A 26,144-nucleotide genomic window follows, 5' to 3' on the forward strand; every position below is an offset into this window, starting at 1 on the left:
TGGACGCGGCACCCGGGCCCCCGGGCCCGACGCGTTTCCGGGCGTCACAGGTCCGGCATCCCGGTCCCGTCGGGGCCGGGGGAGGGGCGGCCGGACGCCAGGCGGTCCGTCAGGCCCCCGGCGTGCCGCAGCAGCGAGCCGAAGAAGGCCACGGCCTCCGGGTTTCCGGTGGCCCAGCGCGGCAGCTCCCCGCGCAGCCGGTCGTGGGTCTCGCCGACCGCGGCCGCCGCCTCGTCCAGCTCCCGCTGCCGCTGCCCGCCGTCCTCCGCCACCACCCCGCCGTAGGCCCGCAGCGCCGCCGTGACCTGGCGGAGGAAGGCGGCGTACGGGTCCGTCACCCCCGTGTCCGGCCGCGGGCTCGGCCGCCTCTCGTCGGCCGCGTCCAGCAGCATGGCGGTCAGGGCCGCGAGATGGCCGGACACATGGTCCAGGGTGTGCAGCGTCTCGTCGTACCACGGGGTCAGCCGCACCGCCTCCGCCCGCTTGCGCCGCTCGGGGTTGAACCACGCGCTCTCCCGGGTCCGCGCCACCGACGACCGCACGTCCCCGATGAGCCGCGGCAGCCGGCCGGCGCGGTCGTACCAGTCGCGCGCCCGGTCGTACTCCAGCGGCTCGCCGAGGCCGTCGGCGATGGATTCGAGGGCGCCGGCCGCCTCGTCGACCACGTTCCGTACCGCCGTGCGGGTGTCCCGCAGATACGCCGGCGGGCGCAGCAGCGCGTTGACGGCGACCGCGACCCCGGCGCCGAGCAGCGCCGCCAGCACCCGCTCCCCGGCGGCCACCGCCGTCGCCTCCCCGGAGGCGGTCACCGTGAACAGCGCCGAGGTCCCGCTGTAGACCCCCTGGTCGCCGAGGCGGGGCCAGTTGCCGATGAGGAGGGTCAGCGGCAGTACGGCGGCCATCGCCGCCAGCGGATGGCCGAGCAGCGCCAGGGCCGCGGTGCCCAGCACGGTGCCGAGCGCGATCGCCACCAGTTGCTGCGCGCCCCGCGCCATCGACCGGTAGACGGTGGCCTGCACCAGGACCACGGCCACCCACGGGGCCATCAGGGCCAGGGTGTCCGGCAGCAGCCGGGACGACAGCAGCCACGCGAGGACCGCGGCCAGCGCGGACTTCAGGGACTGGGCCAGGACATCGCGTTCGCGCCCGGGCCCCGACCACGCCCGGCGGGCGGACCGGCCCACCGCGGCGGCCTCCGCGCGCAGGAACCGGGACGGCGAACGGGCGTGCGGGGCGCGGGGTGTGTACGGCATCACCGTTCCGGCTGCCACGCGCCACCGGCCCCCACGCGCCCCGGACCGCGTGAGGAATACCGCCGCACGGCGATGGATGCCCGGCCGGATGCGGGGTACCCAGCGTGGACGTCCCACCACCCGATCCGCCACGTTCCCGACGGGAACCCGACGAGGAAGGCGACATGGACCCCGACAACCTGCGCGAACTGGGGCAGCAACTGCGCGTTGACGCCGTGCGCGCCGCCGACGCCGCCGGCTCCGGCCACCCCACCTCCTCGATGTCCGCCGCCGACCTGATGGCCGTCCTGCTGGCCCGTCACCTGCACTACGACTTCGGCCGGCCGGACCACCCCGGCAACGACCACCTCGTCTTCTCCAAGGGCCACGCCTCACCGCTGCTCTACGCCCTGTTCAAGGCCGCCGGAGCCATCGGCGACGACGAACTCCTGACCTTCCGCACCCGGGGCAGCCGGCTGGAGGGCCACCCCACGCCCCGGCTGCCCTGGGTGGACGTGGCCACCGGCTCGCTCGGCCAGGGCCTGCCGGTCGGCGTGGGCCTGGCCCTGGCCGGGAAGCGCCTGGACCGGCTGCCGTACCGCACCTGGGTGCTGTGCGGGGACAGCGAGATGGCCGAGGGCTCGATGTGGGAGGCGTTCGAATACGCCGGGCACGAGGGCCTGGACAATCTGACCGCGATCGTCGACGTCAACCGGCTCGGCCAGCGCGGCCCCACCCGCCACGAGTGGGATCTCGACGCCTACGCCCGGCGCATCCGGGCCTTCGGCTGGCACACCGTCGAGATCGACGGCCACGACCCGGAGGCCGTCGACGCCGCCTACGCCGAGGCGAAGGCCACCCCGCACCGCCCCACCGCCGTCATCGCCAGGACCCTCAAGGGACAGGGCGTCGACGCGGTGGAGGACCGCGAGGGCGCCCACGGCAAACCGCTGCCGGACGCCGCCGAGGCCATCGCCGAACTGGGCGGGCCGCGCGCCCTGCGGGTCGACGTCCAGCCGCCGCCCGGGGTCCGCGAGCCGGAACGCCCCCTCGCCGACCTGGAACTCCCGCGCTACGAACCGGGCGGGAAGGCCGCGACCCGCGACGCCTACGGCCACGCCCTGGCGGCGCTCGGCTCGGCGCGCGGCGACGTCGTCGCCCTCGACGGCGAGGTCAGCGACTCCACCCGGGCCAAGTTCTTCGCCCAGGAGCACCCGGACCGGTTCATCGAGTGCTACATCGCCGAACAGCAGCTCGTCGCCGCGGCCGTCGGCATCCAGGCCCGCGGCTGGGTCCCGTACGTCTCCACCTTCGGCGCCTTCCTCACCCGCGCCCACGACTTCCTGCGGATGGCCGCGGTCAGCGGGGCCCGGCTGTGCGTCGCCGGCTCGCACGCCGGAGTGGCCATCGGCCCGGACGGCCCCTCCCAGATGGGGCTGGAGGACCTCGCGATGTTCCGCGCGGTGCACGGCAGCACGGTGCTGTACCCCTGCGACCCGCATCAGACCGGCCGTCTGGTCTCGGCCATGTGCGACCGGCCCGGCATCAGCTATCTGCGCACGTCCCGCGACGCCTACCCGCTGCTCTACGGGCCCGAGGAGCCGTTCGCCATCGGCGGCAGCAAGGTGCTCCGCGCCTCCGGCGAGGACCGGGTGACCCTGGCCGCGGCCGGGGTCACCGTCCACGAGGCGCTGGCCGCCGCCGACCGGCTCGCCGAGGAGGGCATCGCCGCCCGCGTCCTCGACCTCTACTCGGTGAAGCCGATCGACGCCGAGACCCTGCACGAGGCGGCCCGCGACACCGGGCGGATCGTCACCGTCGAGGACCACCGGGCCGAGGGCGGGCTCGGCGACGCCGTGCTGGAGGCCTTCGCCGACGGCAGGCCCGTACCGCGGGTGGCCCGCCTCGCCGTGCGCACCATGCCCGACTCGGCCGGCGCCGAGGAGCAGCTCGCCGCCGCGGGCATCGACCGGGAGGCGATCACCGCGGCCGCGCGGCGGCTGGTGGCCTCGGCGGGCTGACCCCCGCCGGTGCGTCCGCGGTTCCCATCCCGTCCGTTCTTCCCCCGTTCCGTTTCGACCCGTTGAGGAGCAGCGCAGATGAGCAGCAGCGCCCCGCACGGCGGCAGTGACAGCGGCGGCACCGGCCCGGCGGGGGGTGACGGCGCCGGCGGCCTGCGGGTCGTCGTCGTCGGGGCCACCGGGAACGTCGGGACGAGCGTGGTGCGCGCCCTCGGCGAGGACCCGGCGGTCGGGTCCGTCCTCGGGCTCGCCCGGCGCCTGCCCCGCTGGGCGCCCCCGCGCACCACGTGGGCGGCGGTCGACATCGGCGAGGACGCCGCCCTCGGCGACCTGACCCGGTACTTCCGGGGCGCCGACGCCGTCGTCCACCTGGCCTGGCTGTTCCAGCCGACGCACACGCCCGCGCTGACCTGGCGGACCAACGTCCTGGGCAGCCTCCGGGTGTTCGAGGCGGCGGCCGCCGCGGACGTCCCCGCCCTGGTGTACGCCTCCTCCGTCGGGGCGTACTCGGCCGGGCCCAAGGACCGCCCCGTCGACGAGAGCTGGCCCACGCACGGCTGGCCCGAAGCCGCCTACTGCCGCGAGAAGTCCTACCTGGAACGGGCGCTCGACGTGCACGAGCGCCGGCATCCGCACCTGCGCGTGGTGCGGATGCGGCCCGGTTTCCTCTTCAAGCCCGAGTCGGCCTCCCAGCAGCGCCGGCTCTTCGCCGGGCCCCTGCTCTCCCGGCGGATGGCCCGCCCCGAGCTGCTGCCCGTCATCCCCGACCTGCCCGGACTGCGCTTCCAGGCCCTGCACACCGACGACGCGGCCGAGGCCTACCGCCTCGCCGTCACCTCACCGGCCGCGCACGGCGCGTACAACCTGGCCGCCGATCCGCCGGTCGACGCCCCGATGCTGGCGGAGCTCTTCGGCGCCCGGGCCGTGCGGATGCCCGCCTGGCCCGTGCGGTCGGGGCTGGCCGCGGCCTGGCGGCTGCATCTCGTGCCCGCCTCCCCGCAGCTCTTCGACGCGGTGCTGCGGCTGCCGCTCATGGACACCCGGCGCGCCGTGGAGGAACTGGGCTGGCGGCCCCGGTACACCGCCCGGGAGGCGCTCATGGCGTTCGTCGGCGGACTGCGGGCGGGGCGGGGCATGGCCACGGCACCGCTCGCGCCGAGCCTGCCCGGCGGCGGCCGGGCCGCCGAGGCCGCGACGGGCGTCGGCGAACGGCCCTGAGCCGCGCGGGGTGCCGGCGGCGCGGACCGCCGTCGGCGTCCCGGCCGGCTCAGTCCCAGAGAGCCGCCGCGCGCACCACCATGAAAACGGCGAAGAGCAGCACCACCGCCCCGATGAGAATGATCGGGACCTTGCTCCAGCCCTTCGGCGGATTGTGCGGCAGATCCGCCGGCCCGCTCTCGGAGAGGCTGCCCTCCAGGGGCGGCGTCTCACCGGGGGGCACACCGCCGCCGCGCTCCGGGCCGGCGCTGCTGCGGGGGTCGGGGTCCTGGTCCTGGTTCCTGTGGTTCATGGGCTCCGAGTGCGCAGGGATCGCCGTCTCACACCTGCCCGTCCCGTTCCGCCCGGCGCACGCCGTGTCCGGTCGCGGAACGGGGGTACCCGCCCAGCCGCCGGACACCGCCTGCCGCCGGGCGGCCGGTCCCGCGGGCGGCGCGACGGAGGGAGGACACCAGGGATGAGGCGAACCACCGCTGGAGACGGGGCGGAGGGCACCGCGGCCGGTCCCCCGGTCGGGGTGGTGGTCGCCACCCGCAACCGGGCCGACTCCCTCGCCGTGACCCTGCGGCACCTGGCCGGCCTGCCGGAGCGCCCGGAGATCGTCGTCGTGGACAACGCCTCCACCGACCACACCCGGGCCATGGTCGCCGAACGCTTCCCCGAGGTGCGGGTGGTGCCGCTGGCGGTCAACCGCGGCGCGCTCGCCCGCAACGACGGCGTGCGCGCACTGGACACCCCCTACGTGGCCTTCAGCGACGACGACTCCTGGTGGCGGCCGGGTTCGCTCGCCCGCGCCGCCCGCATCCTGGACGCGCATCCCCGGCTGGGCCTGATCGCCGCCGGCACCCTCGTCGGGCCGGACGACGAACCGGACCCGCTCAACGACGTCCTGGCCGCCTCCCCGCTGGGCCGCGTCCACGACCTCCCCGGTCCGCAGGTGCTCGGCTACCTCGGCTGCGCCGCCGTCGCCCGGCGCGAGGCGTACCTCGACGCCGGCGGCTACCACCCGGTGCTGTTCTTCGGCGGCGAGGAGACCCTCCTCGCCTACGACCTGGCCGCCCGCGGCTGGGGCGTCGCGTACTGCCCCGAGGTGGTGGCCCACCACCACCCGGCCGCCGGTCCGCGCGCGGGCCGCCGCGCGCGGGTGCTGCGCAACGAACTCCTCACCGCATGGCTGCGCCGCCCGCTGAGCACCGCCCTGGGGCGCACGGCCCGGCTCGCCGCCGCGGCCCGGTCCGACATCACCGCACGGGAGGCCCTGAGCGGCGCGCTCGCCCGGCTCCCCGCCTCCCTCCGCTTCCGCGATCCGCTGCCGCCGCACCTGGAACGCGCCGTGCGGCGGCTGGAGGGACAGCGAGGCTCGTGACCCGGGACCGGAACACCCCCGACCAGCCCGACCGGCCCGACCACCCCGGCGTCCCCGGCCGCCCCGGCCGGGCCGCGGCGGACCGACCCGGTCTGCCGCGGCAGCACGCCGACCACCGGGCCCCGGCGGACGGTGCCCCCGCCGGCCGCGCCCGGACCGGCCGCCGCCACGGCCGCGGAGCCGACGGGCGCACCACCGTCGTCGTCATCACCCGGAACCGGCGGGAGGAACTGCTGCGCACCCTCGGCCGGCTGGCCGCGCTCCCCGAGGAACCGCCGGTCGTCGTCGTGGACAACGGCTCCACCGACGGCACGGCCGAGGCCGTCGCCCGGCTGCACCCGTGGGCCCGGCTGCTGCGCCCGGGGCGCAACCTCGGCGCGGTCGGCCGCAATCTGGCGGTGCGCGAGGTCGGCACCCCCTACGTCGCCTTCTGCGACGACGACTCCTGGTGGGCCCCCGGCTCACTCGCCGCCGCGGCCGATCTGCTCGACGCCCACCCCGGAGTCGCCGGGGTCACCGGACGGATCGTCGTCGAACCCGCCGGTTCCGAGGACCCGATCGTCGCCGAACTGCGCGGCTCGCCCCTCGACGGGCCGGACTGGCTGCCCGGCCCGGCCCTCGGTTCCTTCCTGGCGGCCGCCACGACGCTTCGCACCGGCGCCTTCCGTGCGGCCGGCGGTTTCTCGCCCCGGCTGTGGCTCGGTGGCGAGGAGGAACTGCTCGCCACCGACCTGGCCGCCCGCGGCTGGTGGCTGGTCTACGCCGAGCAGGCCACCGTCCACCACGCGCCGTCCACCGCGCGGGACGCGACCGGCCGCCGGGTGGACGGCCTGCGCAACACCCTTTGGTTCTCCTGGCTCCGGCGGCCCTGGCCGGCCGCCGCCCGCCGCACCCTCCGGCTGGCCCGCACGGTCCCGCGCGACCGGCCCTCCCTGCGCGCGTTCGGGCTGGCGTTCGCCGGGCTCCCGTGGGTCCTGCGCGAACGGCGCGTCGTGCCCGGCACCGTGGAGCGCAGGCTGCGCCTGCTGGAGGAGGAGCAGCGGCGCTCCACGGCCCGCCGCTACGTGGGCTGACCCGGCCGTCTCCGCCCGCCCCGCCGGGCGGCCGCCCGGAAACGGGCCGGTGCCGCTCACCGGTTGCCCCGGAAGGGTTAAGGACGGGCCCGCCGCGGTCACCCGGACAGCAGCGGCGGCCCCGGCCCCGGCGCCGGGGCCGCGGCACCATCGGCAATCTCACGAGGCGGTGTTCACCATGCGTTATGAAGAACTCACGGGAAAGGTGCAGGCCAGGGCCCAGCTGCCGGACCGGCAGTCGGCCGAGCGGGCCCTCGGCGCCACGCTGGAGACCCTCGCCGAACGGGTGCCGGACGGACTGGCCGACCATCTCGCGGCGCAGCTCCCCGAGGGGGCCGCGGAGGCCGTCCGCCGGATCACCTCGGCACACGAGGCGGCGCCCCGGCAGCGCGAGTACAGCCGCGACCACGGCGAGCGCTTCGACATCACCGCGTTCGCGGGGCGGATCGCCTGGCGCAGCGGGCACTCCGAGGAGGAGGCGCTGCGGGAGGCGGCGGCCGTTCTGGAGGTGCTGGACGCGGCCGTCGGCCCGGAGCTGATGCACAAGCTCACGGCGGTCCTCCCGCGCGACATTGGCGAACTGCTGCCGGAGGCGCGCGCGGGGGAGAGCGGGACCGGGGGCTGACCGGCCCGGCCCCGGCAGACGCGCCGGGGGCACGGAAGGCCCGGCGCCCGGCCCGCCGCCGGACACCGGGGCACCGGACGTCAAGGAGGAACCATGCACCAGGAGGACCGCGGCCGCGGCCGCACCCGGGAGAGGCAGGAGAGCCGGGAGCCGGTGCCCCGGTCGCGCTCGGGCGTCGTCGGCCGGCGCTGGGAGCGCACCGGCGACGAACCCGTCACGGCGCGCAGTGCGCTCGGCCTGCGGCTGCTGCTGGCCGCCGTCTTCACCCCTCTCTTCATCGCCGGCGCCGTCCTGTTCTCCCTCTGGTCGGCCTCGGCCGGGCCGGACGCCGCGCCCAGCGCGGGATCGCTGGCCCTGATCGCCGGCATCTGCGCGGCCCTGGCCGTCCTGGCGGCGCTCGACCTGCTGGTCGTGGTGCGCCGGCTGCGGCGCGAGCGGAACGGCCGGCGCCGGGGCTGACCGGCGGGCCGCGTCCCGGCCCGGTCCGGAGAGGGGAGGATCCGCCGCCGCCGGACGGGGATTCGCCCCGCCCCTCCGGGGAACCCGCAGGCAGAACAGGCAGAGAACGAACCGTGACGCCGAGCAGGAAGCGAACTGGACGCCACCATGAGCCGACCGCGCATCGTGATCGTCGGAGCCGGCTTCGCCGGTTACCAGACCGCCCGTACGCTCTGCCGCCTCGCGAAGGGCGCGGCGGAGATCGTACTGGTCAACCCGCACGACTACTTCCTCTACGTACCGCTGCTCCCGGAAGTGGCGACCGGCATCCTCGAACCGCGCCGGATCTCGGTGTCCATCCCCGGCACGCTGCCGGACGTGCGGCTGATGCTCGGTGAGGCCGACCACATCGACCTCGACGGGCGCCGGGTCGGCCTGGTGGACCCGGAGGGCAACCGCCGCGAGATCTCCTACGACCGGCTGGTGCTCGCCGCGGGCAGCGTCAACAAGCTGCTGCCGATCCCCGGGGTCACCGAACACGCGCACGGCTTCCGTGGTATGCCCGAGGCGCTCTACCTGCGGGACCACATGACCCGCCAGATCGAACTGGCCGATGTCGCCGACGACCCCGCCGAGCGGGACGCCCGCTGCACCTTCGTGGTGGTGGGCGCCGGCTACACCGGTACCGAGGTCGCCGCCCACGGCAAGCTGTTCACCGACGAACTGGCCCGGCACCAGCCCTCGCTGCGCGACCGCGAACCGCCCCGCTGGATGCTGCTGGACATCGCCCCGCGCGTGCTGCCCGGACTGCCCGAGCACATGGCGGAGACGGCGGAACGGGTGCTCACCGGGCGGGGGGTCGAGGTGTCCATGGGGGTCTCGGTCGCCGAGGCCACCAAGGAGGGCGTGCGCCTCACCGACGACCGTTTCGTCCCGACCCACTCGCTGATCTGGTGTGTCGGCGTCCGGCCCGATCCGCTCGTCGGAGACCTCGGCCTGCCCACCGAGAAGGGCCGGCTCTGCGTGGACGAGTACCTCAACGTCCCGGGCCATCCCGAGGTGTTCGCCTGCGGCGACGCCGCGGCCGTGCCCGACCTCAACCAGCCCGGCGAGATCACCCCGATGACCGCCCAGCACGCCTGGCGGCAGGGGAAGACCGCCGCGCACAACATCGCCGCCTCCTACGGCAGGGGCGAACGGAGCCCGTACCGCCACCGCGACCTGGGCTTCGTGGTGGACCTGGGCGGCTTCCAGGCCGCCGCGAACCCGCTGCGGGTGCCGCTGTCCGGGCCTTTCGCCAAGGCCGTCACCCGGGGCTACCACCTCGCCGCGATGCCGGGCAACCGGGTCCGCACCGGTGCCGACTGGCTGCTCGACGCGGCCCTGTCGCGGCAGGCCGTGCAGATGGGCCTGGTCCGTTCCGACGCGGTGCCGCTGGAGAACGCCTCACCGGAACTCCCGGTCCGGGCTCACGCCTGACCGCCCGGAAGGGCCACGGGCGCCCCGAGCGAGCCGCCGCGCACGGAAAACGCGGTCGCCGCCCGGGGCGCCGCCGCGTGATGATGGAGACCATGCACATCAGAGACGCCACCCCGGACGACTGGCCCGCCATCTGGCCGTTCCTGCACGAGATCGTCGCCGCGGGGGAGACCTACACCTACCCCCGCGACCTGGACGAGGCGACGGCCCGGGAGATGTGGATGCTCCGGCCGCCGGGCCGCACGGTCGTCGCCGTGGACGAGGACGGCACCGTCCTCGGCAGCGCCAAGATGAACCCCAACCACCTGGGCGGGGCCTCGCACATCGCCGGCGCCAGCTTCATGGTCGACCCGGCGGCGGCCGGGCGCGGCACCGGCCGCGCACTCGGCGAACACGTGATCGCGCGGGCGCGGGCCGAGGGCTACCGGGCCATGCAGTTCAACGCCGTGGTGGAGAGCAACACCCGGGCCGTCGCGCTCTGGCAGTCCCTCGGTTTCGAGATCCTGGGCACGCTGCCGGAGGGCTTCCACCACCCCGTGAAGGGCTATGTGGGGCTGCACATCATGCACCGCCGCCTCTGACCGCGCGGAGCAGGCCCCGCCGGCCGCCGGGGCGGAGACCCGCGCCGTGCTCCGCCCGGCGAACGGGCCGACCCGTAACGGCCGTTGACGCTGGTGCGGGGCCGGGCCCGGCGGCTGCCGCGCCGGCCCGTCCGTCCCCGCCCGGCCGGCGTTCGTCACCCTCCGTAAGGGAATGGCTGTGCGGAGCGCACGTTCTCCAAGGGCTCCCTGAGCGTTTCCTTATGGGTCCTTTAAGAATCGCTCCTCTGAGCGATTGCGCGCGGCCGGGGCCCTAGGGTCGGGAACGCGCCGGCGAGGTCACCGCCGGCGGTCCCAGTCCGTACGGCCCGCGCCGAGCGAGCGCGGGCCGTCCGGACAACAGGTCCGGAGGTTTCCCCCCATGAGTTCCCGTCATCGCAAGCCCCGCTCGCTGCCGCTCCGCCCCATCGCCCTGGCGGCCGGGGCGCTCACGGTCGCGGCGGGCGTCGGCACGGGACTCGCCCTGGACGACGACCGCCCGGCCACCGTGGCCTCCGAGCCCCGGTCCGCGGCAGGCGACGCCCTCTCCCCGGCATCCCCCACGGCCGGGGAGACCACGGCCGCTCCCTCCCCGTCCGCCACCCGGCGCAGTCCGTCACCGAAGCCGGAGAAGAGCGGGAAGACGGCCACCGCCCCGCGCCCGGAGCGTACGACGGCGAAGGCGGACCGGCAGAGCGACCGGCAGAGCGCCCCCGCCCGGGCACCGGAGCCGGTGGAGACCGCCGGACAGCCCGCGGGGACCGCCCCGGAGGCGGCCGCGACCGGGGTCGCCGCAGAGGTCCTGCGCCTGGTCAACCAGGCTCGCGCGAACGCCGGCTGCGCGCCCGTGACCGCCGACGAACGGCTGGACAGCGCCGCCCAGAAGTACAGCCGGGCCATGGCGTCCAGCGGGAACTTCTCGCACACCGGGACCGACGGGTCGGACGTCTCCGAGCGCGTCGAGCGCGAGGGCTACACCTGGTCGACCGTCGGCGAGAACATAGCGATGGGCCAGCCGGACGCGGCCGCCGTCATGGACGGCTGGATGAACAGCGAGGGCCACCGGGCCAACATCCTCAACTGTGACTTCAAGGAGATGGGCCTCGGCCTCCACGAGAGCGGCGGCCCCTGGTGGACCCAGGTCTTCGCCACCAGCCGCTGACACGGCGCACCCCGCGCACCCCGCGCACCCCGCGCACCCCGTGCGCCGCGGGGACCGGCCCGGCCCGGCCGCGCGCCCGGCACTCCGTCCGCCCGGGCGCGCGCGGGACCACGCGCCCGGCCGCCCCCCTTCCGTGCCCGCCGCCGGCCGCCGCGGGGGAAGGGGACTCAACCGGACGGGGCGCCGCGGTCCGGTGTCGTCCGCCTCCCCCGCCGGGCCGCCGCACGGACGGCCCGTGAGGCCCGGGAGGGCGCCCCCGCCGGCGGGACGGCGGCCGCCAGGCCCAGCTCGACCCGGACCCGGGCACCGCCCAGCGGCCCCCGGCCGATGGTGACGTCGCCCCGCGTGGCGCGCGCGGCCCGGAGCGCGATGTCCAGCCCCAGCCCCGTCGAGCCGCCGACGCTGACGCCGCGGGCCAGGGCCAGATCCGGGTCCGCGATGCCGGGGCCGGCGTCGTCCACGCAGAGCACCACGGACCCCGCGGTCCGCTCCACCTCCACCGCGAAGGCCGTCCCCTCCGGCGTGTGCTGGAAGACATTGCCGATCAGCGCGTCCACGACCGCCGCCAGATCGTCGTACGGCAGCCGCACCGGCGTCGGCTCCGTGGTGACCTCCAGCCCGCAGGAACGGTCCTGCTGGCCGGCCAGCACCGCCCAGAACTCCACCCGCCGCCGCACCACACCGGACACCTCGCACCGGTTCCCCGCGGCCCCGTCCCCGGAGCCGTCCGCCCGTCCGCCGCCCGGCGGGTCCACCGCCAGCGGGCTGCGCGCCGCGGAGATGATCGAGTCGATCTCGGTCTGCAGATGCGTGATCGCGGCCGTCAGCCGCTCCGACCCCGGCGCCGAGCCCATCCGCTCCGCCTCCAGCCGGAGCGCCGTCAGCGGGGTGCGCAGCCGGTGCGACAGATCCGCCACCAGCTCCCGTTCCGTCGCCAGGAGCCCCACCACGCGGTCCGCCATCGAGTTGAACGCCCGGCCCGCCTCCTTCAGCTCCGGCGGCCCGGCCGGCTCCACCCGGATGCCGAGATCGCCCTCCCCGAGCGCGTTCGAGGCCCGGGACAGCTCCCGTGAGGAGCGGACGACGCGTGCCCCCAGGCGGTCGGCGACCAGCACCGACCCCGCCACCAGCCCCACGGCCAGCAGCGACATCACCCCCCAGGACAGCACCACGCCGCGGCTGAGCGCCGAAGCGGGCACGAACGACTCCACGACCGCGACCCGGTCCCCGGCGAGGATCACCGGCTGCAGGTACACCCACCCGTCGGCCGTGTCCATCGCGAGGGTCTCCCGCTCCCGCTCCGCCCGCGCGAGCGCGGAGGCCGGCGCGTGCCGGGTCCCGATCACCTCCCCGTCCGGCAGATGGACGGCCAGCCGCCGCTCCGAGTCCAGGCCCGAGACCGCCTGCTGCACATCGCGGGAGCGGGTGGTCAGCGCCAGCACCGGCGCCAGGGCCGAGGCCCGCTGCTCCGCCTGGGTCGTGGAGCGGGCCCGCGCCTCGGACTGCACCAGCAGCGCCAGCGGGATCAGGAAGGAGAGCGCCACCATGGACGTCACCGCCAGCGCGACACCGGCCAGGGCCCGTCTCATCGCGGGGCCACCAGCTTGATCCCGATGCCGCGCACCGTGTGCAGGTAGCGCGGCTGCGAGGCCCGCTCGCCCAGCTTGCGGCGCAGCGCGGAGAGGTGGACGTCTATCGTCTGGTCCTCCACATACGGCTGCCGCCAGACGTCCGCGAGGATGCGGCGCCGGGAGACCACCTGGTCGGCGTGGGCCGCCAGATAGGCCAGCAGATCGAACTCGCGCCGCGTCAGCCGCAGCTCCCGCCCCGCCAGCCGGGCCGACCGGGCCGGCGGATCGACCACCAGCTCCCCCACCCGGACCGTGCGCCCGGCGGCCCCGCCGCCGGCCGGGCCGCCGGGGAGCGCCCCCGCGAGCGCCCCCGCCCCCTCGGAGGCGGGGGAGGGGACCGCGGCGGCCGGGGGAGCGGTCCGGCGCAGCACCGCGCCGATCCGGGCGGCGAGCTGCTCCCCGGAGAAGGGCTTGACCACGTAGTCGTCGGCCCCCGCGTTGAGCAGCTTGACGACCTCGGCGTCGTCGTCCCGGGCGGTGGCGACCACCACCGGTACCCGGGATATCCCGCGTACCATCCGCAGCACGTCGGTGCCGTCCAGGTCCGGCAGCCCGAGGTCGAGCACGACGACGTCCGGCGGCCGGGCGGTGATCTCCCGCAGCGCCTCGAACCCCGCGGCGGCGCTGTGCACCACATGGCCGTGCGCGGAGAGCACCTCGATGAGCGCGGTGCGTATGACGGGGTCGTCCTCGACGACCAGGACGGAAGCCATGGCTCTGCACGTTATCCCGTACGTCACCATGGTGTCGTGCCCCGCTACCTCCGCTACCTCCTCCTCTGGCTCTCCTGCACCGCCGTCAGTGTGACGGCGGTGCTGCTGACCGTGCACTTCGTGGTGGGATCGACCCGGCCCAAGCCCCTGGTGGCGCGGTCCGCGCCGACGGTCTTCACCTCCTCCACGAGCCGCCCGCCCAGCCCGAGCGCCGAGCCGGAGCCCTCCCCGAGCAGGCGCACCGCCGCGCCCCCGCCCACCCGGTCCCCGTCCAGAGCCGCGGCCGGCCGGTCCTCCTCCCCGCCGGCCACCCCCAGGCCGAGCCGCAGCACCGCGCCGCCGCCCCCGGCCTCCCCGCCGCCGAGCGGTCCCGGCGGCTACACGGACTGCGAGGGCGGGGCGGGCGTGCACACCATCGAGTCGGCCGGGGGGCAGGCGACGGTCCGCTTCGGCGACCGCGGGGTGTGCCTGGTCTCGGCGGTGCCGACCCAGGGCTTCACCGTCCGGACCGAGCAGCGCGAGCGGACGACCCTGACCGTGACGTTCTCCGGGCAGCGGAGGGAGTCGGAGATCACCGCGACCACGACCCCCCAGAACAAGGCCACGATCAAGGAAACCTCCTGGTGACGCCGGCACACGCGCCGGGACCGGAGAGGTTCACCGGCTCGCGGCGTCGGGCACGGAACGCCCCCCGGCCCCCGGCCGGGGGGCGCTCGAAGGGTGCGGGCACCCGTTCCGCCCGCTCCTCCGCACGGCTGCGGCCGCAGACGCCGGCAGCGTACCGCCTCCCGGATCCGGCGGACCGGCGCGCGCCGGACAACGGGGCGGTGAGGGGCGTGGCGTGAAATCGGTCCCCGATCCGGCCTGATTGCCCTTCAGTTGCCTGGCATATCAGCCATATTGGGGAGAGACGTGGGGCGCGTGGGGCTCAACTCCGCCCTCCCGGCGCACATGCCCGTGGTTTGTGACCAGAACGGATCGCAGATTTCCGTTTGAGGTTCCCCTGGTGAGGCGCGATCAGTAGCCTCAGGCGCATACACCGGCACAAAAATGGCCGGACCCTCCTGGCCGACTTGGAGACCACCGTGGAGCGACCCTCCTGGGCCCCTCAGGGCATCGACCTTTCCGTGCCGAGCGTGTCCCGGATCTACGACTACTACCTGGGCGGCTCGCACAACTTCGAGGCCGACCGGGAGGCGGCGCGCAGGGCGATGGAGATCATGCCGGGCCTGCCGAAGATCATGCAGGCGAACCGTGCCTTCATGCGGCGGGCCGTGCGGTACGCGGTGGGGGAGGGCATCACCCAGTTCCTCGACATAGGCTCCGGCATACCGACCTTCGGCAACGTCCACGAGGTGGCCCAGGCCGCCGCCCCGGAGGCGAGGATCGTCTACGTCGACAACGACCCGGTGGCCGTGGCGCACAGCCGCGCGGTGCTGGAGGGCAACGACTCGGCGGTCATCGCCGCGGCCGATCTCCGCCGGCCGGCGGACATCCTGTCCGGCCCCGAGGCCGGCGAGATGCTCGACCTCGGCAAGCCGGTGGCCCTGCTCCTCGTCGCCGTCCTGCACTTCCTGACGGAGGACGACCGGCCCGAGCGCATCGTCGCCGAGCTGCGCGACGCGCTCCCGCCGGGCAGCCTGATGGCGCTGACCCACGCGTCCACGGAGGGCGGCCCCCTGACCCCCCAGCAGGGCGACGGCGTGGAGGGCGTCTACCGGCAGGCGGCCTCCCCGCTGGTCATGCGGTCGCGCGCGGAAGTCGCCCGGTTCTTCGACGGCTTCGAGCTGGTGGAGCCCGGTCTCGTGTCGATGCCCGACTGGCGGCCCGACACCCCCGGCGAGCAGGAGGACCCCGTGGTCTACACCGGGTTCGCCGGCGTGGGGCGCAAGGCGTGACGGCCCGGCCGCCCGGGCCCGGCACTCCCGGCCCCGACGGTTCCGAGGACGGGCCCGACGACAGACTGAGACGGTTCGCCGCGATCTGGAGCCGGGCCATCTACCCGGTCACGGCCACCTCCATGACCCGCGCCGAGTTCGAACAGCATCTGGTCCCGCAGGCCCGGCGGCTGGCGGCGGCCCTGCGGACCCGGCCGTTCGACCCCGCCGCGGGGCTGGAGGTGGGGGCCGCGCTCGTCGCGGCCCACTGCACCGACCCCGGGAGCCTCCCGCACACCCTCGGCGTGATCGACTCCTATCTGGCGCTCTACTGCCCGCCCGAGGAACCGCAGCCGGTGGAGCAGCTCCGCGCCCGCTGCACCCGCCTCCAGCACGCCGTCGCCGCCGGATTCGCCGAGGCGCTGCGCGAGCGGACCCGCAGCGAGCAGGAGGCCATGTCCCGCGCCGCGCTGCGCGCCCAGGCCGAGGCCGAACAGGCCCTGCACCGCAGCGAGGCCCGGTTCCGGGCGGTCTTCGAGGGCGCCGCCATCGGCATCGGCATCTCCGACATGGAGGGCCGGGTCCTCGACGTCAACGAGAGCCTGACCCGGATGTTCGGCGGCCTGGAGCACCATGTGCGCAGCCGCCGGGTGACCGACTGGACCCACCCCGAGGACGAGCCGGGCGTCTGGCGGATGCTGGCCGAACTCATGCGCGGCGAACGCGACCACTTCCGCGTCGACAAGCCGTACTACCGCAACGACGGCACCGTCCTGTGGACCAACCTCACGGTCTCCCTGCTCCGCGACCGGGACGGCACCCCCCGCTACATGCTCGCGCTGATGGAGGACATCACCGAGCGCCGGCTGCTCAACCTCCGCCTCCGCTACCAGGCGACCCACGACGCCCTCACCGGACTCCCCAACCGGACCTTCTTCTTCGAACGGCTGCAGTCCGCTGTCGCCGCCCGCGGCGGCACGGCCCGCTTCGGCCTGTGCTACCTGGACCTGGACGGCTTCAAGACGGTCAACGACCACCTCGGCCACGCCGTGGGCGACCAGTTGCTGGTCGCCGTCGCCGACCGGCTGCAGGCCTGCGTCACCGGTCCCGGCCAGCTGGTGGCACGCATCGGCGGAGACGAGTTCGTGGCCCTGATCAACGACCCGCCCGAGCAGAAGGACGTCACCGACTTCGCCGAGCGCATCCTCGACGCCCTGTCCGCCCCGGTCTCCATCGCCGGCAAGGAACTCACCGTGCGGGGAAGCATCGGCATCGTCGACGGCCCGGCGGGCAAGCTCGGTGCCGCCGAGGTGCTGCGCAGCGCCGACATCACCATGTACCGGGCCAAGGCCGCGGGCGGCAACCGCTACGAGCACGCCGACCCCGAGGCCGACACCCGCGTCATCACCCGCCACGGCTTGACGAACAGCCTGCCGCTGGCGCTCCAGCGCGGCGAGTTCTTCATCGAGTACCAGCCGCTGGTCCGGCTCAGCGACGGCCAGGTGCACGGCGCGGAGGCCCTGGTCCGCTGGTCCCATCCGCTGCGCGGAGTGCTCGGACCGGACCAGTTCATCCCCCTCGCGGAGAACACCGGCCTGATCGTGCCGCTCGGCCGCTGGGTGCTGGAGGAGGCCGTACGGCAGGCCCGCGACTGGCAGTTCCAGCACATCGACGGCAAGGCGCTGCGCGTCAACGTCAATCTGTCCCCCTGTCAGCTCCATCACCCGTATCTCGTGCGGGACACGGCGGAGGTCCTCAAGGAGGCCGGCCTGGAGCCGTCCTCCCTCTGCCTGGAGGTCACCGAGAGCGCCCTGATCGGCGCCGACGAGGCATTGCTGAAACCGCTGCGCGAACTGGCCGACCTCGGCGTGGACATCGCCCTCGACGACTTCGGCACCGGCTACTCCAACCTCTCCAACCTCCGCCGGATGCCGCTCAGCACCCTCAAGCTCGACCGCTCCTTCACCCGGGGCATGCAGCGGGAGCCGGCCGACCCCGTCGACATCAAGATCGTGGAGGGCATCGTCTCCCTGGCGCACACCCTCGACCTCGCGGTCACCGTGGAAGGTGTGGAGACCGGCGTCCAGGCCGAGCACCTGCGCGTCCTCGGCTGCGACACCGCCCAGGGCTGGTACTACGCCCGTCCCGGACCGCCCGAGCGGCTCCACACCCTCTCCCTGGCCGACGCCACCTGACGCGCCGCCCGCCCGGTCTCTCCGGGGGCGCGAATCAGCCATCCTGCGATCGGTTCCGGCGCCGGTGACCGGAGGGTCAATAACAAGCCTATGCAGCAGCGGCGGCAGGGCGACGGGCGGACGGCGAGCGGGGAGCCGGCTATCCGGGCCGCGCTTCGCGCTGCTGCTCGGCGGCCCGGCGCAACTGCTCCAGCTTCGCGGGCAGCAGGTGCTGGAGCCCGTAGCGGGCGCGGCCGCGCCGGTAGGAGGTGATGAGTCCGTTCTCCTCCAGCGGCATTCCGGCGGGCCGCCCCACGGCCTTGCCGTTCTCATCGGGGAGGCCGGCGTGATTGGGCCGCAGGGACACCCACAGGCGGGAGGTGCCGTGGGCGGACGCGACCAGGTCCGCGCGGACCGCGAGCCAGCGGTCCAGGGCCGCCCGGGCGAGCGGGGACAGCGGAAGCCGGACGCCCGTCACCGGGGCCGTGGTGCCGTGCTGCGGGCGCCGCTCCACGTACACCGAGCGGCGGCCGGCGGTCAGGTGGGTGGTCCGCAGGCCGGTCAGTTCGCCGGAGCGCGCGGCCGTGTCCAGCACCAGGGCGAGCACCGCGGTCAGCCGGGTCCGCCCCGGGGACAGGGTCCCGGCGAGGTCCCGGTCGAGCTGCCGGCGCAGCGCGGACAGCTGGGCGAAGGCCGGGACCGGCCGCAGGTCCGGGGTCCCGGCGGCGGCCGGGCGCAGGGCCGGGAGGCCGGCCGCCTCCCGCAGCAGGTCGAGGCAGATCAGCCGGGCCTGGTTGGTGTGCGCGGAGGTCGGGGGGCGCCGGCCGGCGACCAGGCGGTGCCGCAGCGCGCCGGACTCCGCCCGGCGCAGGTACGGGCCCAGCGTCTCCTCGCCCAGCAGGTGCCGCAGGCTGCCGCGCGCCGGGGCGGGCAGGATGCCCTGGCGGAGGGCGGCCTCCAGCTCGCGCCGGACCATGCCCAGCTGGCGCCGGCGCGCGTCTCCGGTCACGGACATCGCGCCGAGGAGCGCGTCCAGTTCGGCGATGGCGGGATACGGAGGCGGAGGCGTCGGCATCCGGTGATTGTCACGCACCTCGCGTGGTCCCCGCACGGACCCCGCCGCCCACGGTCTCCCCACGCGCCCGTTCCGGCGGTCTCCGGCGAACCCTCCGTCCCGCGGGAGGTGCGCGGGCGCACCGGGCCGCCGGAACGCGCCGGAGTGCGCCGCGGCGGCCCCGGTCAGCCGGCCAGGGGGTCGAGGCGCATCGACTCGACCCTGCCCTCGATCATCGCGCCGAGCCCCCGTACGGCGCAGGTGTCCGGAGCCTCGGCGGTGTGCACCGGCATCCCGGTCGAGCGGCTCAGCATCGCGTCCAGTCCGGGCAGCAGGGCGCTGCCGCCGGCGAGGACGACGCCGCGTTCGGAGAGGTCCGCGACGAGGTCGGGCGGGCAGCGCCGCAGGACGGTGCGGATCGCGTCGAGCACGGCGGTGAGCGGGCCGCCGACGGCCTGCCGGACGCTCTCGGTGTCCACGGTCACGGTCCGCGCCAGCCCTGTGGTCACGTCGCGGCCGTGCACCTCGGCCACCGCGGGGCTCTGCTCCGCCGAGTGCAGGATCATCCGCAGCGGGCGCACGGCCGGGTACGGCAGCAGCAGTCCGTGGCGGCTGCGGAGATGCTCGACGACGGCGTAGTCGATGGAGTCGCCGCCGGCCGGCACGGTCTCCGCGGCGACGATCGAGCCGAGCGACAGCACCGCGACCTGGGTGGTGCCGGCGCCGCAGACCACGACCATCGTCGCCTCCGGGTGCTCCACCGGGAGTCCGGAGCCGACGGCCGCGCAGATGAGGGTGTCGGCGAGTTCCACCCGGCGGGCGCCCACCGCGGTGAGCGTCTCCCGCAGGGCGCGCTGGGCGAGCGGTTCGCTGTCGTGCGGCACACAGGCGGCGAACCGCATCCCGGGCCGGCGGATCCAGGTGTGGCGCAGTTTTCCGCCGATGAGGTGGCGCAGCATGCGGCGGGCCAGGTCGACGTTGACGACCGTGCCGCCCTGCACGGGGCGGACCACCCGGATGTGCTCGGGGGTGCGCCCGGTCATGCGCTCGGCGAGCTCGCCCACGGCGAGGAGTGCGCCGGTCCGGGTGTTGACGGCGGCGACGCTCGGCTCGTCGACGACGAGGCCGGTGTCCTTGACGTACACCCGGCTCCTCGACGCGCCGAGGTCCACGGCGACCGAGCAGCGGCGCATCTCTTCCATGTTGACGGGCACGTCGGGGCCTCCCCTGCGGGACGGTGCGGAGGGCGGGCGCGGGCCCGCTCCCGTACAGCCTCCGCCAGGCCCGGAGGGGGTGCCCGCCGGGGCGGTCCGGCCGGGGGACGGCGGGTGGCCCGTTCGGGGGACGGGCCGGAGGGCTCCGGCGGGCGGGGCGGGCCGGTCAGCCGGCGTCCTCCAGCCGGAAGCCGACCTTCAGGCCGACCTGGTAGTGCTCGACCTGGCCGTCCTTGATCTGGCCGCGCACCTCCGTCACCTCGAACCAGTCGAGGTGGCGGAGGGTTTCCGAGGCGCGGCGGATGCCGTTGCGGATTGCGTCGTCCACCCCCTCGTGCGACGAGCCGACGATCTCGGTCACCCGGTAGACGTGGTTGGTCATGGCGGATCTCCCTGGCTGTGCGGGGCGGGGGCGGGCGGTCACGACCCACCGTGCCCCGGCGGGCACGGGCGCGCGAGGCGGGAGGGCCGGGCGGTGTACCGGCTCACCGGCCGCTGTCGCGCGGGGGTTTCAGCGGGTCGTGGCCCATGTTCATCAGCCGGTGCCGCCAGGTGCTCTGTCCGGCCACCGGTTCCATGTCCTCGCGCCGCTGGTCGGTCACCCGGTCGACGACCTTGTGCATTACCCGGATGTCGTCGTCGGTGAGGTCGGTGCGGCGCTTCTGCAGGATGTGCAGGACGTGCCTGCCCAGCCGCGTTCCGGAGTGGTCCGGTTCGGTCTCGCTGACCTCGCCGGCGGACTCCGTCCGCAGCCACGCGGCGAGTTCCTCCGAGTTCATGTTGACCACGCGGTGGAACTCGTCCCAGAGCGCGTCGAGCTCGATGGTGGAGATGTGAGCCGATGTGTCAGCCACGGTGTTCCTCCCGGGCCCGGTTGTCCGTCGATCTCCGGGCGTCTGCGACGCCGATCGCTTACGACACCCACGGGTGCCCGTCAGGGACGCGGGGAAACGGGCGGGACCGGAGGCCTTCCCGCCCACCGCCGTCGCGCCGGGCCCCGCCACGCCACCGTCCGGTGGGGCGGTGCCCGGCGCGGGTGGGGGCGGGGCGGGCTGCTACCGGAACGCCTCGGGAACGAGGTCCCGGAAGGAGGGGGCGGTCTTGACGAGGCCGCTGTCGACGTGGAAGTCGCGGGCGATGCCGTAGGTCTTCTCGGCGACCGCGGCCGGGGCGGGCGACTCCTTCCGCAGGACGGCTGCCGGAGAACATCGCCGCGGAACTGGCCGGAGCCGGGGCCGGGACCGTGGACCGGCTGGTCACCGGCACCCGTTGGCACGCCGGACGCCGCGCCGACGAGATGGCGGCCGCCGCCGGGACGGTGCGGGAGCTGGGGATCGAGCCGGTCGTCGCCCGGGCCGCGCGGGACCTGCTGCTCCGGATGCCGGCCGGGCCGGAAGCCGGCGAGGGGGGCGACGAGGCGGCCTGGCGGGCGGAGGGCGGGCCCGGCGGGTGACGCGCCGGGCCCGCCCGGACCGCCCGCTCAGTCCTCCGCCGGTGCCGCCAGCGACAGGGCGAAGCGGCCCGCGTCGTCCGTCCACCAGTGGCGCAACTCCATTCCGGCGGCGGCCAGTTCCTCCCGGACGCCCTCCCGCCGGAACTTCGCCGAGACCTCGGTGCGGAGCTCCTCACCGGCGTCGAAGGCGACGGCCAGGTCCAGGGCGGGGATCTTCGCGGTCAGGGCGTGCCGGGCGCGCAGCCGCATCTCGATCCACTCGCGCTCCGTGTCCCAGAGCGCCACGTGGTCGAAGTCGTCCGGGTCGAAGTCGGCGCCCAGTTCGCGGTTGAGGACGGACAGGACGTTCTTGTTGAACGCCGCGGTGACGCCCTCGGCGTCGTCGTAGGCCGCCACCAGCGTCCGTTCGTCCTTCACCAGGTCGGTGCCGAGCAGCAGCGTGTCGCCGGGGGAGAGCAGGCCGCGCACGGCGGTCAGGAACGCGGCGCGCTCGGCGGGCAGCAAGTTGCCGATGGTGCCGCCGAGGAACGCGACCAGGCGCGGGCCGGGGGTGTCCGGGAGCCGGAGCCCGTGCTGGAAGTCGGCCACCAGGGCGTGGACGTCCAGCTCCGGATGGTCCGCGAGCAGGCCCTCGCCGGCCTGCCGCAGTGCCGACTCGCTGACGTCGACGGGTACGTAGGCCCGCAGGCCGCCGAGGGCCCGCAGGAGGTGGCGGGTCTTCTCCGAGGAGCCGGAGCCGAGCTCCACCAGCGTGCGGGCACCGCTCGCCGCGGCCACGGCGTCCGCGCGGGCGGCGAGGATCTCCCGTTCGGCGCGGGTCGGGTAGTACTCGGGCAGCCGCGTGATCCGCTCGAACAGCGCGCTGCCGCGGGCGTCGTAGAACCACTTGGGCGGCAGTTCCCTGGGGCGGCCGGAGAGGCCGCGGAGGACGTCGGTGCGCAGGGCGTCGGCGGTGGCGTCGGCGGGCAGCGTGCGGGTGACGGCGAACGGACTCACGCGGGCTCCTTGAGCGGGGTCAGGAGAACATCGGTGCGGGTGGCGGTCAGCAGGGTGCGGTCGGGCGCCTCGGTCCAGCGCGGATCGTCGTCGTAGGGCTCGGAGGCCACGACGGTGCGGCCGGCTGCCGGATCGGCCAGGAACCAGAGGGTGTCGCCCCAGGCGGTGGCGGCGGCGGTGGTGCCGTCGGTGAGCAGCAGGTTGAGCCGGGAGCCGGGCGCCGCCGCGGCCAGCTGTTCGACGGCTGCGGAGAGCGCGTCGCCGAGGGCGTCGCCGCGCCGCAGGGCGTGGAGGACCAGGGCCCAGACGAAGGCGGAGTCGCAGCGCGCCTGCAGTCCCAGCAGGTCCTCGGGCGGAAGCGCGGCGGCGAGCGGGGCGGCCGAGCCGGGCCAGCCCGTGAGGGCCCCGTTGTGGCTGAACAGCCAGGGCCCGGCGGCGAAGGGCGCGGCGGCCGCCTCACCGTCGGCGCCGGCTTCGGTCGCGTCCCGTACGGCCGCGAGCAGCGCGCGGGTGCGCACCGCCCGGGCGAGGTCGGCGAAGGACTGGTCGGCCCAGATGGGACCGGCGCGGCGGTAGCGGGCGGGCACCGGGTCGCCGTCCGCGTACCAGCCGATGCCGAAGCCGTCGGCGTTGACGGTGCCGTACCGCTGGCGGCGCGGCGCCCAGGACTGGCGGTACAGCCCGTGCCCGGGGGTGACGAGGACGTCCCGCCAGGGGACGGCCGGGCCCAGGTAGGCCACGTGCCGGCACATCAGCCGCACCTCCGTCCGGTGGCCGCGGGCAGCGGGCGGGACGCGGAGCAGGCGGGCGCGGGCCCGCGCCGGGCGGTCACGCGCTCTCCGGCAGGTCGCGGGCCGTGCGGAAGCCGGCGAAGATCTGGCGGCGCACCGGCAGGTCCCAGTTGCGGAAGGTGCCCCGGCAGGCGACCGGGTCGACGGCGAAGGAGCCGCCGCGCAGCACCTTGTGCTCCGGGCCGAAGAACACTTCCGAGTACTCGCGGTAGGGGAAGGCGCGGAAGCCCGGGTAGGGCAGGAAGTCGCTCGCCGTCCACTCCCACACGTCGCCGATGAGCTGCCGTACGCCGAGCGGTGACGCGCCGCGCGGCCAGCTGCCCAGGGGCGCGGGCCGCAGGTGCCGCTGACCGAGGTTGGCGTGGTCCGGCCCCGGGTCGGCGTCGCCCCAGGGGTAGCGGCGCGAGCGGCCGGTGGCCGGGTCGTGGCGTGCCGCCTTCTCCCATTCGGCCTCGGTGGGCAGGCGCCGGCCGGCCCAGCGGGCGTAGGCGTCCGCCTCGTACCAGCTGACGTGGAGCACGGGCTCGTCCAGCGGTACGGGTTCCGTGACACCGAACCGGCGGCGGACCCAGCCGGAGCCCTCGCGGCGCCAGAACAGCGGGGCGCGCAGGCCGTGTTCGCGGAGGTACGCCCAGCCCCCGGGCGCCCACCAGCGCGGGTCGTCGTAGCCGCCGTCCTCCAGGAAGCGCAGATAGGCGCCGTTGCCGACGGGGACGGTGTCGATGAGGAAGGCCGGGAGGTCGCGCGGGTGCGCGGGCCGCTCGTTGTCGAGGGCCCAGGGCTCGGCGGAGGTTCCCATGGTGAACGGACCGCCGGGCACGAGGACTTCGGCTGGCAGCGAGGCGGCGTCGGAGGGGGCCGGCGGGGGCGGGGGAGCGGTCAGTGCGGCCGGGCCGCGGCGCAGCTGGTGGGTGATCAGCATGGTCTCGTCGTGCTGCTGCTCGTGCTGGGCGATCATGCCGAAGGCGAAGGCGGCGTCGGTCAGTTCCCGGTTCTCCAGCCGGGTGTCCGCCAGGACGTCGAGGGCCCGGGCCCGCACGTCGGCGACATAGTGGCGGGCCTCGCCGGGCGGCAGCAGCGGCAGGGAGGGACGCTTGGCGCGCGGGTGTTCGAAGGCGTCGTAGACGGCGTCGACATCGGGGCGGAGCGCTTCGCGGCCGCCGACGGCGCGGAGGAGCCACTGGTCCTCGAAGTTGCCGATGTGGGCGAGGTCCCAGACGAGCGGGGACATCAGCGGGGAGTGCTGCGCGGTGAGTTCGGGGTCGTCGACACAGGAGGTGAGCAGGGCGGTCCGGTCGCGGGCGGCGGTGAGGGCGTCGGCGGCCCGGCGGCGGAAGGCGTCCGGGGCGGTCGCGGGGAGGACGCTCTCGGCGGTGTCGCGGGCGGCGGGGCTGGTGCGTTCGGTGGCCGTCATGGGCGGCTGTCCTTCCCTGGTGCCGGCTGTCCGTACAGATCGAGCAGGTCGTCGGCGGGGCAGCGGCCCCGGGAGACGTAGCGTTCCGTGAACTCCGCCACCGCGTCCCGCACGGCGGGCGGTGCCCCGAGCCGGGGCAGCGCCTCGCGGGCGGCGGCGAAGCAGGTCTCGGCAGCGGCGCGGAGCGCGGGGTCGGCGAGGCCGTGGCGGGCCGCGATCCGCCACAGCGGGTTGCCGGGCGGGGGGTCCGTGCCGGCGGTGGCGGTGAGCGGTTCGACGGCCCGGGCGGCCGTCGCGGAGGCGGCGGCGTCGTCGAACAGGGCGGCGGTCACCGCGAGCGGCACCATCCACCCGTTCTCGCCGGGCTGCGCGTCGATCATGCGCAGTTCCAGATGGCCGCGCGGCCGGACCGGGGGGAAGAGGGTGGTCAGGTGGTAGGCGAGATCGTCGGCCGTGGGGGGCCGGGGGGCGCCGCCCGCGATCCAGTGGCGGAAGGTGAGGCCGTCCGGCGGTACGGTCCACGGTCCGCCGTTGCCGGAGCGGACGCACATGACGGGTGCGTCCAGGGCGTACGCGGCCCAGGCGGTGCGCGGCTCCGGCCCGCCGGGGGGTGCCAGGGCGCGGCCGGGGTCGAGTTCGGCCCAGAGGGCCTGCCGGGTGGACCGCCAGCCGGTGGGGGCGCCCTGCCGGAGCGGTGAGTTGGCGAAGGCCGCCACGAGCACGGCCCCGAGCAGATGGGCCAGCCGCCAGCGGTGGGCGTGGCCGAGCGGGCCGGGCTCCTCGTGTCCCGCGTCCAGGCACACCTGGACGGAGGCGGTGGCGCACATCATGGAGCGGCCGGCGGGGCCGGCGCGGTCGAAGTACGCCTCCATGGCGCGGTAGCGGGGGGCGGTGAGCAGCCGGCGCGGCGGGTTCCACGGGTCGTGGCCGTGCCCGGCGAGGGCCAGGCCGCGGGCGGCCAGGGCGGCGCGCACGCGGCGCAGATCGGCGGCCGCGTCCGCCACACAGGCGGCGAGGGAACCGGCCGGGGGAGAGCTCAGCTCGATCTGCCCGCCGGGCTCGAAGGTGAGGGCGGAGCGGAGGGGCAGGCCGCTGAGGGCGGCGTGGGCGGCGGAGAGCCGGCCCGGGTCGACGGGGGCGCGGGCATCACCGGCGTCGTGGATGAACCATTCGAGTTCCACACCGAGTCTGCGCGGCGGCCCGGTCTTGAAGCAGACGCCGCGCACCTGGGCGTCGACCTCGGCGGCGGTGACGGGCCGGGCGCGGGGCTCCGGCGGGGGAATGGGCGCGTTGAAGACATCGGTCATGGTCCGGTACCTCCCGGTGAGGCGGCGGCACCTGCTCACGGTAGGTGAACCGGTGCCGTCCCGCATCACCTAACCCGCTGCGGCGGAGGCGCTCAAGAGCGCCTCCCGGCCCTCGTTCCCGCTCATCGCGGGTGTACGCGTGCCGCCGCACACCACCTGATCGCCGTCGTGCATCCGCTGAGGACCCGCCCTCCGCCTCCGTCCCCGGGGGGGACACCGGCCGCTCCGGCCCGCGGCACGGGAGCGGTGGCGGCCCGGCCCGGGGCGGGTGCCGGTGTGGACGGCGGGCGGGGCGGAGTGCCGCGGGACGGACGGAGGCAACGGGGAG

Annotated in this window: 25 protein-coding genes; 13 read left to right on the top strand and 12 right to left on the bottom strand. The window is 75.8% G+C overall.

The window, feature by feature from the left end; all coding sequences use genetic code 11:
• Positions 1–44: 44 nt before the first annotated feature.
• Positions 45–1,253, bottom strand: coding sequence for an aromatic acid exporter family protein (locus KBZ10_RS14100; protein WP_210987954.1), 1,209 nt, complete (start codon positions 1,251–1,253; stop codon positions 45–47).
• A gap of 164 nt (positions 1,254–1,417) precedes the next feature.
• Between KBZ10_RS14100 and KBZ10_RS14105 the strand changes: the two genes are divergently transcribed.
• Together KBZ10_RS14105 and KBZ10_RS14110 are read left to right on the top strand one after the other, a co-directional pair.
• Positions 1,418–3,253: a transketolase gene (locus tag KBZ10_RS14105; protein WP_210987955.1), complete on the top strand. Its 1,836-nt coding sequence runs from the start codon at positions 1,418–1,420 to the stop codon at positions 3,251–3,253.
• A gap of 78 nt (positions 3,254–3,331) precedes the next feature.
• Positions 3,332–4,471 (top strand): NAD-dependent epimerase/dehydratase family protein, encoded by a 1,140-nt coding sequence (locus KBZ10_RS14110; RefSeq protein WP_210987956.1) that lies wholly within the window; start codon positions 3,332–3,334, stop codon positions 4,469–4,471.
• A gap of 49 nt (positions 4,472–4,520) precedes the next feature.
• On the opposite strand, the gene KBZ10_RS14115 is transcribed toward KBZ10_RS14110, so the two are convergent.
• Positions 4,521–4,763 (bottom strand): DUF6480 family protein, encoded by a 243-nt coding sequence (locus tag KBZ10_RS14115; protein ID WP_210987957.1) that lies wholly within the window; start codon positions 4,761–4,763, stop codon positions 4,521–4,523.
• A gap of 165 nt (positions 4,764–4,928) precedes the next feature.
• On the opposite strand from KBZ10_RS14115, the gene KBZ10_RS14120 reads away from it, so the two are divergent.
• The 7 genes from KBZ10_RS14120 to KBZ10_RS14150 all read left to right on the top strand — a co-directional run bounded on the left by KBZ10_RS14120 (position 4,929) and on the right by KBZ10_RS14150 (position 11,192).
• Positions 4,929–5,837, top strand: a complete 909-nt coding sequence (locus tag KBZ10_RS14120; protein ID WP_210987958.1) for a glycosyltransferase family 2 protein — start codon at positions 4,929–4,931, stop codon at positions 5,835–5,837.
• A 206-nt stretch (positions 5,838–6,043) separates the two neighbouring features.
• Entirely contained in the window at positions 6,044–6,910 is an 867-nt protein-coding gene (locus KBZ10_RS14125; protein ID WP_374223354.1) for a glycosyltransferase family 2 protein, read from the top strand.
• A 178-nt stretch (positions 6,911–7,088) separates the two neighbouring features.
• Positions 7,089–7,535: a DUF2267 domain-containing protein gene (locus tag KBZ10_RS14130; RefSeq protein ID WP_210987959.1), complete on the top strand. Its 447-nt coding sequence runs from the start codon at positions 7,089–7,091 to the stop codon at positions 7,533–7,535.
• Positions 7,536–7,628: 93 nt separating this feature from the next.
• Complete coding sequence (locus tag KBZ10_RS14135) at positions 7,629–7,994, top strand: DUF6343 family protein (RefSeq protein ID WP_210987960.1); 366 nt, start codon at positions 7,629–7,631, stop codon at positions 7,992–7,994.
• Between the two features lie 147 nt (positions 7,995–8,141).
• The gene (locus KBZ10_RS14140; protein ID WP_210987961.1) at positions 8,142–9,452 is read left to right on the top strand and encodes an NAD(P)/FAD-dependent oxidoreductase; all 1,311 of its coding nucleotides are present in this window, start codon (positions 8,142–8,144) and stop codon (positions 9,450–9,452) included.
• Positions 9,453–9,544: 92 nt separating this feature from the next.
• The gene (locus KBZ10_RS14145) at positions 9,545–10,033 is read left to right on the top strand and encodes a GNAT family N-acetyltransferase (protein WP_210987962.1); all 489 of its coding nucleotides are present in this window, start codon (positions 9,545–9,547) and stop codon (positions 10,031–10,033) included.
• Positions 10,034–10,412: 379 nt separating this feature from the next.
• Positions 10,413–11,192: a CAP domain-containing protein gene (locus KBZ10_RS14150; RefSeq protein ID WP_210987963.1), complete on the top strand. Its 780-nt coding sequence runs from the start codon at positions 10,413–10,415 to the stop codon at positions 11,190–11,192.
• Between the two features lie 167 nt (positions 11,193–11,359).
• Here the strand turns inward: KBZ10_RS14150 and KBZ10_RS14155 are convergent, their stop codons facing one another.
• Together KBZ10_RS14155 and KBZ10_RS14160 are read right to left on the bottom strand one after the other, a co-directional pair.
• Positions 11,360–12,781 (bottom strand): HAMP domain-containing sensor histidine kinase, encoded by a 1,422-nt coding sequence (locus KBZ10_RS14155; RefSeq protein ID WP_210987964.1) that lies wholly within the window; start codon positions 12,779–12,781, stop codon positions 11,360–11,362.
• Positions 12,778–13,536 carry a response regulator transcription factor gene (locus tag KBZ10_RS14160; protein ID WP_210987965.1) on the bottom strand — a complete coding sequence of 253 codons (759 nt, stop codon included), beginning with the start codon at positions 13,534–13,536 and terminating at the stop codon, positions 12,778–12,780. Before KBZ10_RS14160 ends, KBZ10_RS14155 begins: the two co-directional genes overlap by 4 nt.
• Before the next feature lie 36 nt (positions 13,537–13,572).
• On the opposite strand from KBZ10_RS14160, the gene KBZ10_RS29440 reads away from it, so the two are divergent.
• The 3 genes from KBZ10_RS29440 to KBZ10_RS14175 all read left to right on the top strand — a co-directional run bounded on the left by KBZ10_RS29440 (position 13,573) and on the right by KBZ10_RS14175 (position 17,608).
• Positions 13,573–14,163: a hypothetical protein gene (locus KBZ10_RS29440; RefSeq protein WP_247702363.1), complete on the top strand. Its 591-nt coding sequence runs from the start codon at positions 13,573–13,575 to the stop codon at positions 14,161–14,163.
• 458 nt (positions 14,164–14,621) lie between these two features.
• Positions 14,622–15,434 carry an SAM-dependent methyltransferase gene (locus KBZ10_RS14170; RefSeq protein WP_210987966.1) on the top strand — a complete coding sequence of 271 codons (813 nt, stop codon included), beginning with the start codon at positions 14,622–14,624 and terminating at the stop codon, positions 15,432–15,434.
• Positions 15,431–17,608 (top strand): EAL domain-containing protein, encoded by a 2,178-nt coding sequence (locus KBZ10_RS14175; protein ID WP_307847415.1) that lies wholly within the window; start codon positions 15,431–15,433, stop codon positions 17,606–17,608. The genes KBZ10_RS14170 and KBZ10_RS14175 overlap by 4 nt, the downstream gene beginning before the upstream one ends.
• Before the next feature lie 139 nt (positions 17,609–17,747).
• Here the strand turns inward: KBZ10_RS14175 and KBZ10_RS14180 are convergent, their stop codons facing one another.
• The 4 genes from KBZ10_RS14180 to KBZ10_RS14195 form a co-directional block, all read right to left on the bottom strand.
• Entirely contained in the window at positions 17,748–18,662 is a 915-nt protein-coding gene (locus KBZ10_RS14180) for a hypothetical protein (RefSeq protein WP_210987967.1), read from the bottom strand.
• Between the two features lie 164 nt (positions 18,663–18,826).
• The gene (locus KBZ10_RS14185; protein ID WP_247702373.1) at positions 18,827–19,834 is read right to left on the bottom strand and encodes a rod shape-determining protein; all 1,008 of its coding nucleotides are present in this window, start codon (positions 19,832–19,834) and stop codon (positions 18,827–18,829) included.
• A 187-nt stretch (positions 19,835–20,021) separates the two neighbouring features.
• Positions 20,022–20,237, bottom strand: coding sequence for a dodecin (locus KBZ10_RS14190; RefSeq protein ID WP_210987969.1), 216 nt, complete (start codon positions 20,235–20,237; stop codon positions 20,022–20,024).
• 103 nt (positions 20,238–20,340) lie between these two features.
• The gene (locus KBZ10_RS14195; protein ID WP_307847416.1) at positions 20,341–20,709 is read right to left on the bottom strand and encodes a DUF3140 domain-containing protein; all 369 of its coding nucleotides are present in this window, start codon (positions 20,707–20,709) and stop codon (positions 20,341–20,343) included.
• A 353-nt stretch (positions 20,710–21,062) separates the two neighbouring features.
• Here KBZ10_RS14195 and KBZ10_RS14200 point away from each other — a divergent pair, with 353 nt between their 5' ends.
• Positions 21,063–21,308 carry a DUF1932 domain-containing protein gene (locus KBZ10_RS14200; protein WP_374223355.1) on the top strand — a complete coding sequence of 82 codons (246 nt, stop codon included), beginning with the start codon at positions 21,063–21,065 and terminating at the stop codon, positions 21,306–21,308.
• Between the two features lie 27 nt (positions 21,309–21,335).
• Here KBZ10_RS14200 and egtD read toward each other — a convergent pair whose 3' ends face one another.
• The 4 genes from egtD to egtA all read right to left on the bottom strand — a co-directional run bounded on the left by egtD (position 21,336) and on the right by egtA (position 25,816).
• A complete protein-coding gene (gene egtD / locus KBZ10_RS14205) occupies positions 21,336–22,304 on the bottom strand; it encodes an L-histidine N(alpha)-methyltransferase (RefSeq protein WP_210987971.1) in 969 nt (322 codons plus the stop codon).
• Entirely contained in the window at positions 22,301–23,056 is a 756-nt protein-coding gene (gene egtC, locus KBZ10_RS14210) for an ergothioneine biosynthesis protein EgtC (RefSeq protein ID WP_210987972.1), read from the bottom strand. The genes egtD and egtC overlap by 4 nt, the downstream gene beginning before the upstream one ends.
• Positions 23,057–23,132: 76 nt before the next feature.
• Positions 23,133–24,509: an ergothioneine biosynthesis protein EgtB gene (egtB, locus tag KBZ10_RS14215; protein WP_210987973.1), complete on the bottom strand. Its 1,377-nt coding sequence runs from the start codon at positions 24,507–24,509 to the stop codon at positions 23,133–23,135.
• Complete coding sequence (gene egtA, locus KBZ10_RS14220; protein ID WP_210987974.1) at positions 24,506–25,816, bottom strand: ergothioneine biosynthesis glutamate--cysteine ligase EgtA; 1,311 nt, start codon at positions 25,814–25,816, stop codon at positions 24,506–24,508. Before egtA ends, egtB begins: the two co-directional genes overlap by 4 nt.
• Positions 25,817–26,144 lie beyond the last annotated feature (328 nt).

The organism is Streptomyces sp. F63, assembly GCF_018070345.1.
Taxonomy (GTDB): Bacteria; Actinomycetota; Actinomycetes; order Streptomycetales; family Streptomycetaceae; genus Streptomyces.

Bases quoted from the DNA above. Each gene is read 5' to 3' on its own strand.
- KBZ10_RS14160 (WP_210987965.1), bottom strand. From the start codon at position 13,536: ATGGCTTCCGTCCTGGTCGTCGAGGACGACCCCGTCATACGCACCGCG.
- KBZ10_RS14135 (WP_210987960.1), top strand. From the start codon at position 7,629: ATGCACCAGGAGGACCGCGGCCGCGGCCGCACCCGGGAGAGGCAGGAG.
- KBZ10_RS14140 (WP_210987961.1), top strand. From the start codon at position 8,142: ATGAGCCGACCGCGCATCGTGATCGTCGGAGCCGGCTTCGCCGGTTAC.
- KBZ10_RS14115 (WP_210987957.1), bottom strand. From the start codon at position 4,763: ATGAACCACAGGAACCAGGACCAGGACCCCGACCCCCGCAGCAGCGCC.
- KBZ10_RS14185 (WP_247702373.1), bottom strand. From the start codon at position 19,834: ATGCGCCGCTGCTCGGTCGCCGTGGACCTCGGCGCGTCGAGGAGCCGG.
- KBZ10_RS14190 (WP_210987969.1), bottom strand. From the start codon at position 20,237: ATGACCAACCACGTCTACCGGGTGACCGAGATCGTCGGCTCGTCGCAC.
- KBZ10_RS14100 (WP_210987954.1), bottom strand. From the start codon at position 1,253: ATGCCGTACACACCCCGCGCCCCGCACGCCCGTTCGCCGTCCCGGTTC.
- KBZ10_RS14130 (WP_210987959.1), top strand. From the start codon at position 7,089: ATGCGTTATGAAGAACTCACGGGAAAGGTGCAGGCCAGGGCCCAGCTG.
- KBZ10_RS14120 (WP_210987958.1), top strand. From the start codon at position 4,929: ATGAGGCGAACCACCGCTGGAGACGGGGCGGAGGGCACCGCGGCCGGT.
- KBZ10_RS14180 (WP_210987967.1), bottom strand. From the start codon at position 18,662: ATGCCGACGCCTCCGCCTCCGTATCCCGCCATCGCCGAACTGGACGCG.
- KBZ10_RS14150 (WP_210987963.1), top strand. From the start codon at position 10,413: ATGAGTTCCCGTCATCGCAAGCCCCGCTCGCTGCCGCTCCGCCCCATC.
- KBZ10_RS14105 (WP_210987955.1), top strand. From the start codon at position 1,418: ATGGACCCCGACAACCTGCGCGAACTGGGGCAGCAACTGCGCGTTGAC.
- KBZ10_RS14155 (WP_210987964.1), bottom strand. From the start codon at position 12,781: ATGAGACGGGCCCTGGCCGGTGTCGCGCTGGCGGTGACGTCCATGGTG.
- egtB (WP_210987973.1), bottom strand. From the start codon at position 24,509: ATGACGGCCACCGAACGCACCAGCCCCGCCGCCCGCGACACCGCCGAG.
- egtA (WP_210987974.1), bottom strand. From the start codon at position 25,816: ATGACCGATGTCTTCAACGCGCCCATTCCCCCGCCGGAGCCCCGCGCC.
- KBZ10_RS14145 (WP_210987962.1), top strand. From the start codon at position 9,545: ATGCACATCAGAGACGCCACCCCGGACGACTGGCCCGCCATCTGGCCG.
- egtC (WP_210987972.1), bottom strand. From the start codon at position 23,056: ATGTGCCGGCACGTGGCCTACCTGGGCCCGGCCGTCCCCTGGCGGGAC.
- KBZ10_RS14110 (WP_210987956.1), top strand. From the start codon at position 3,332: ATGAGCAGCAGCGCCCCGCACGGCGGCAGTGACAGCGGCGGCACCGGC.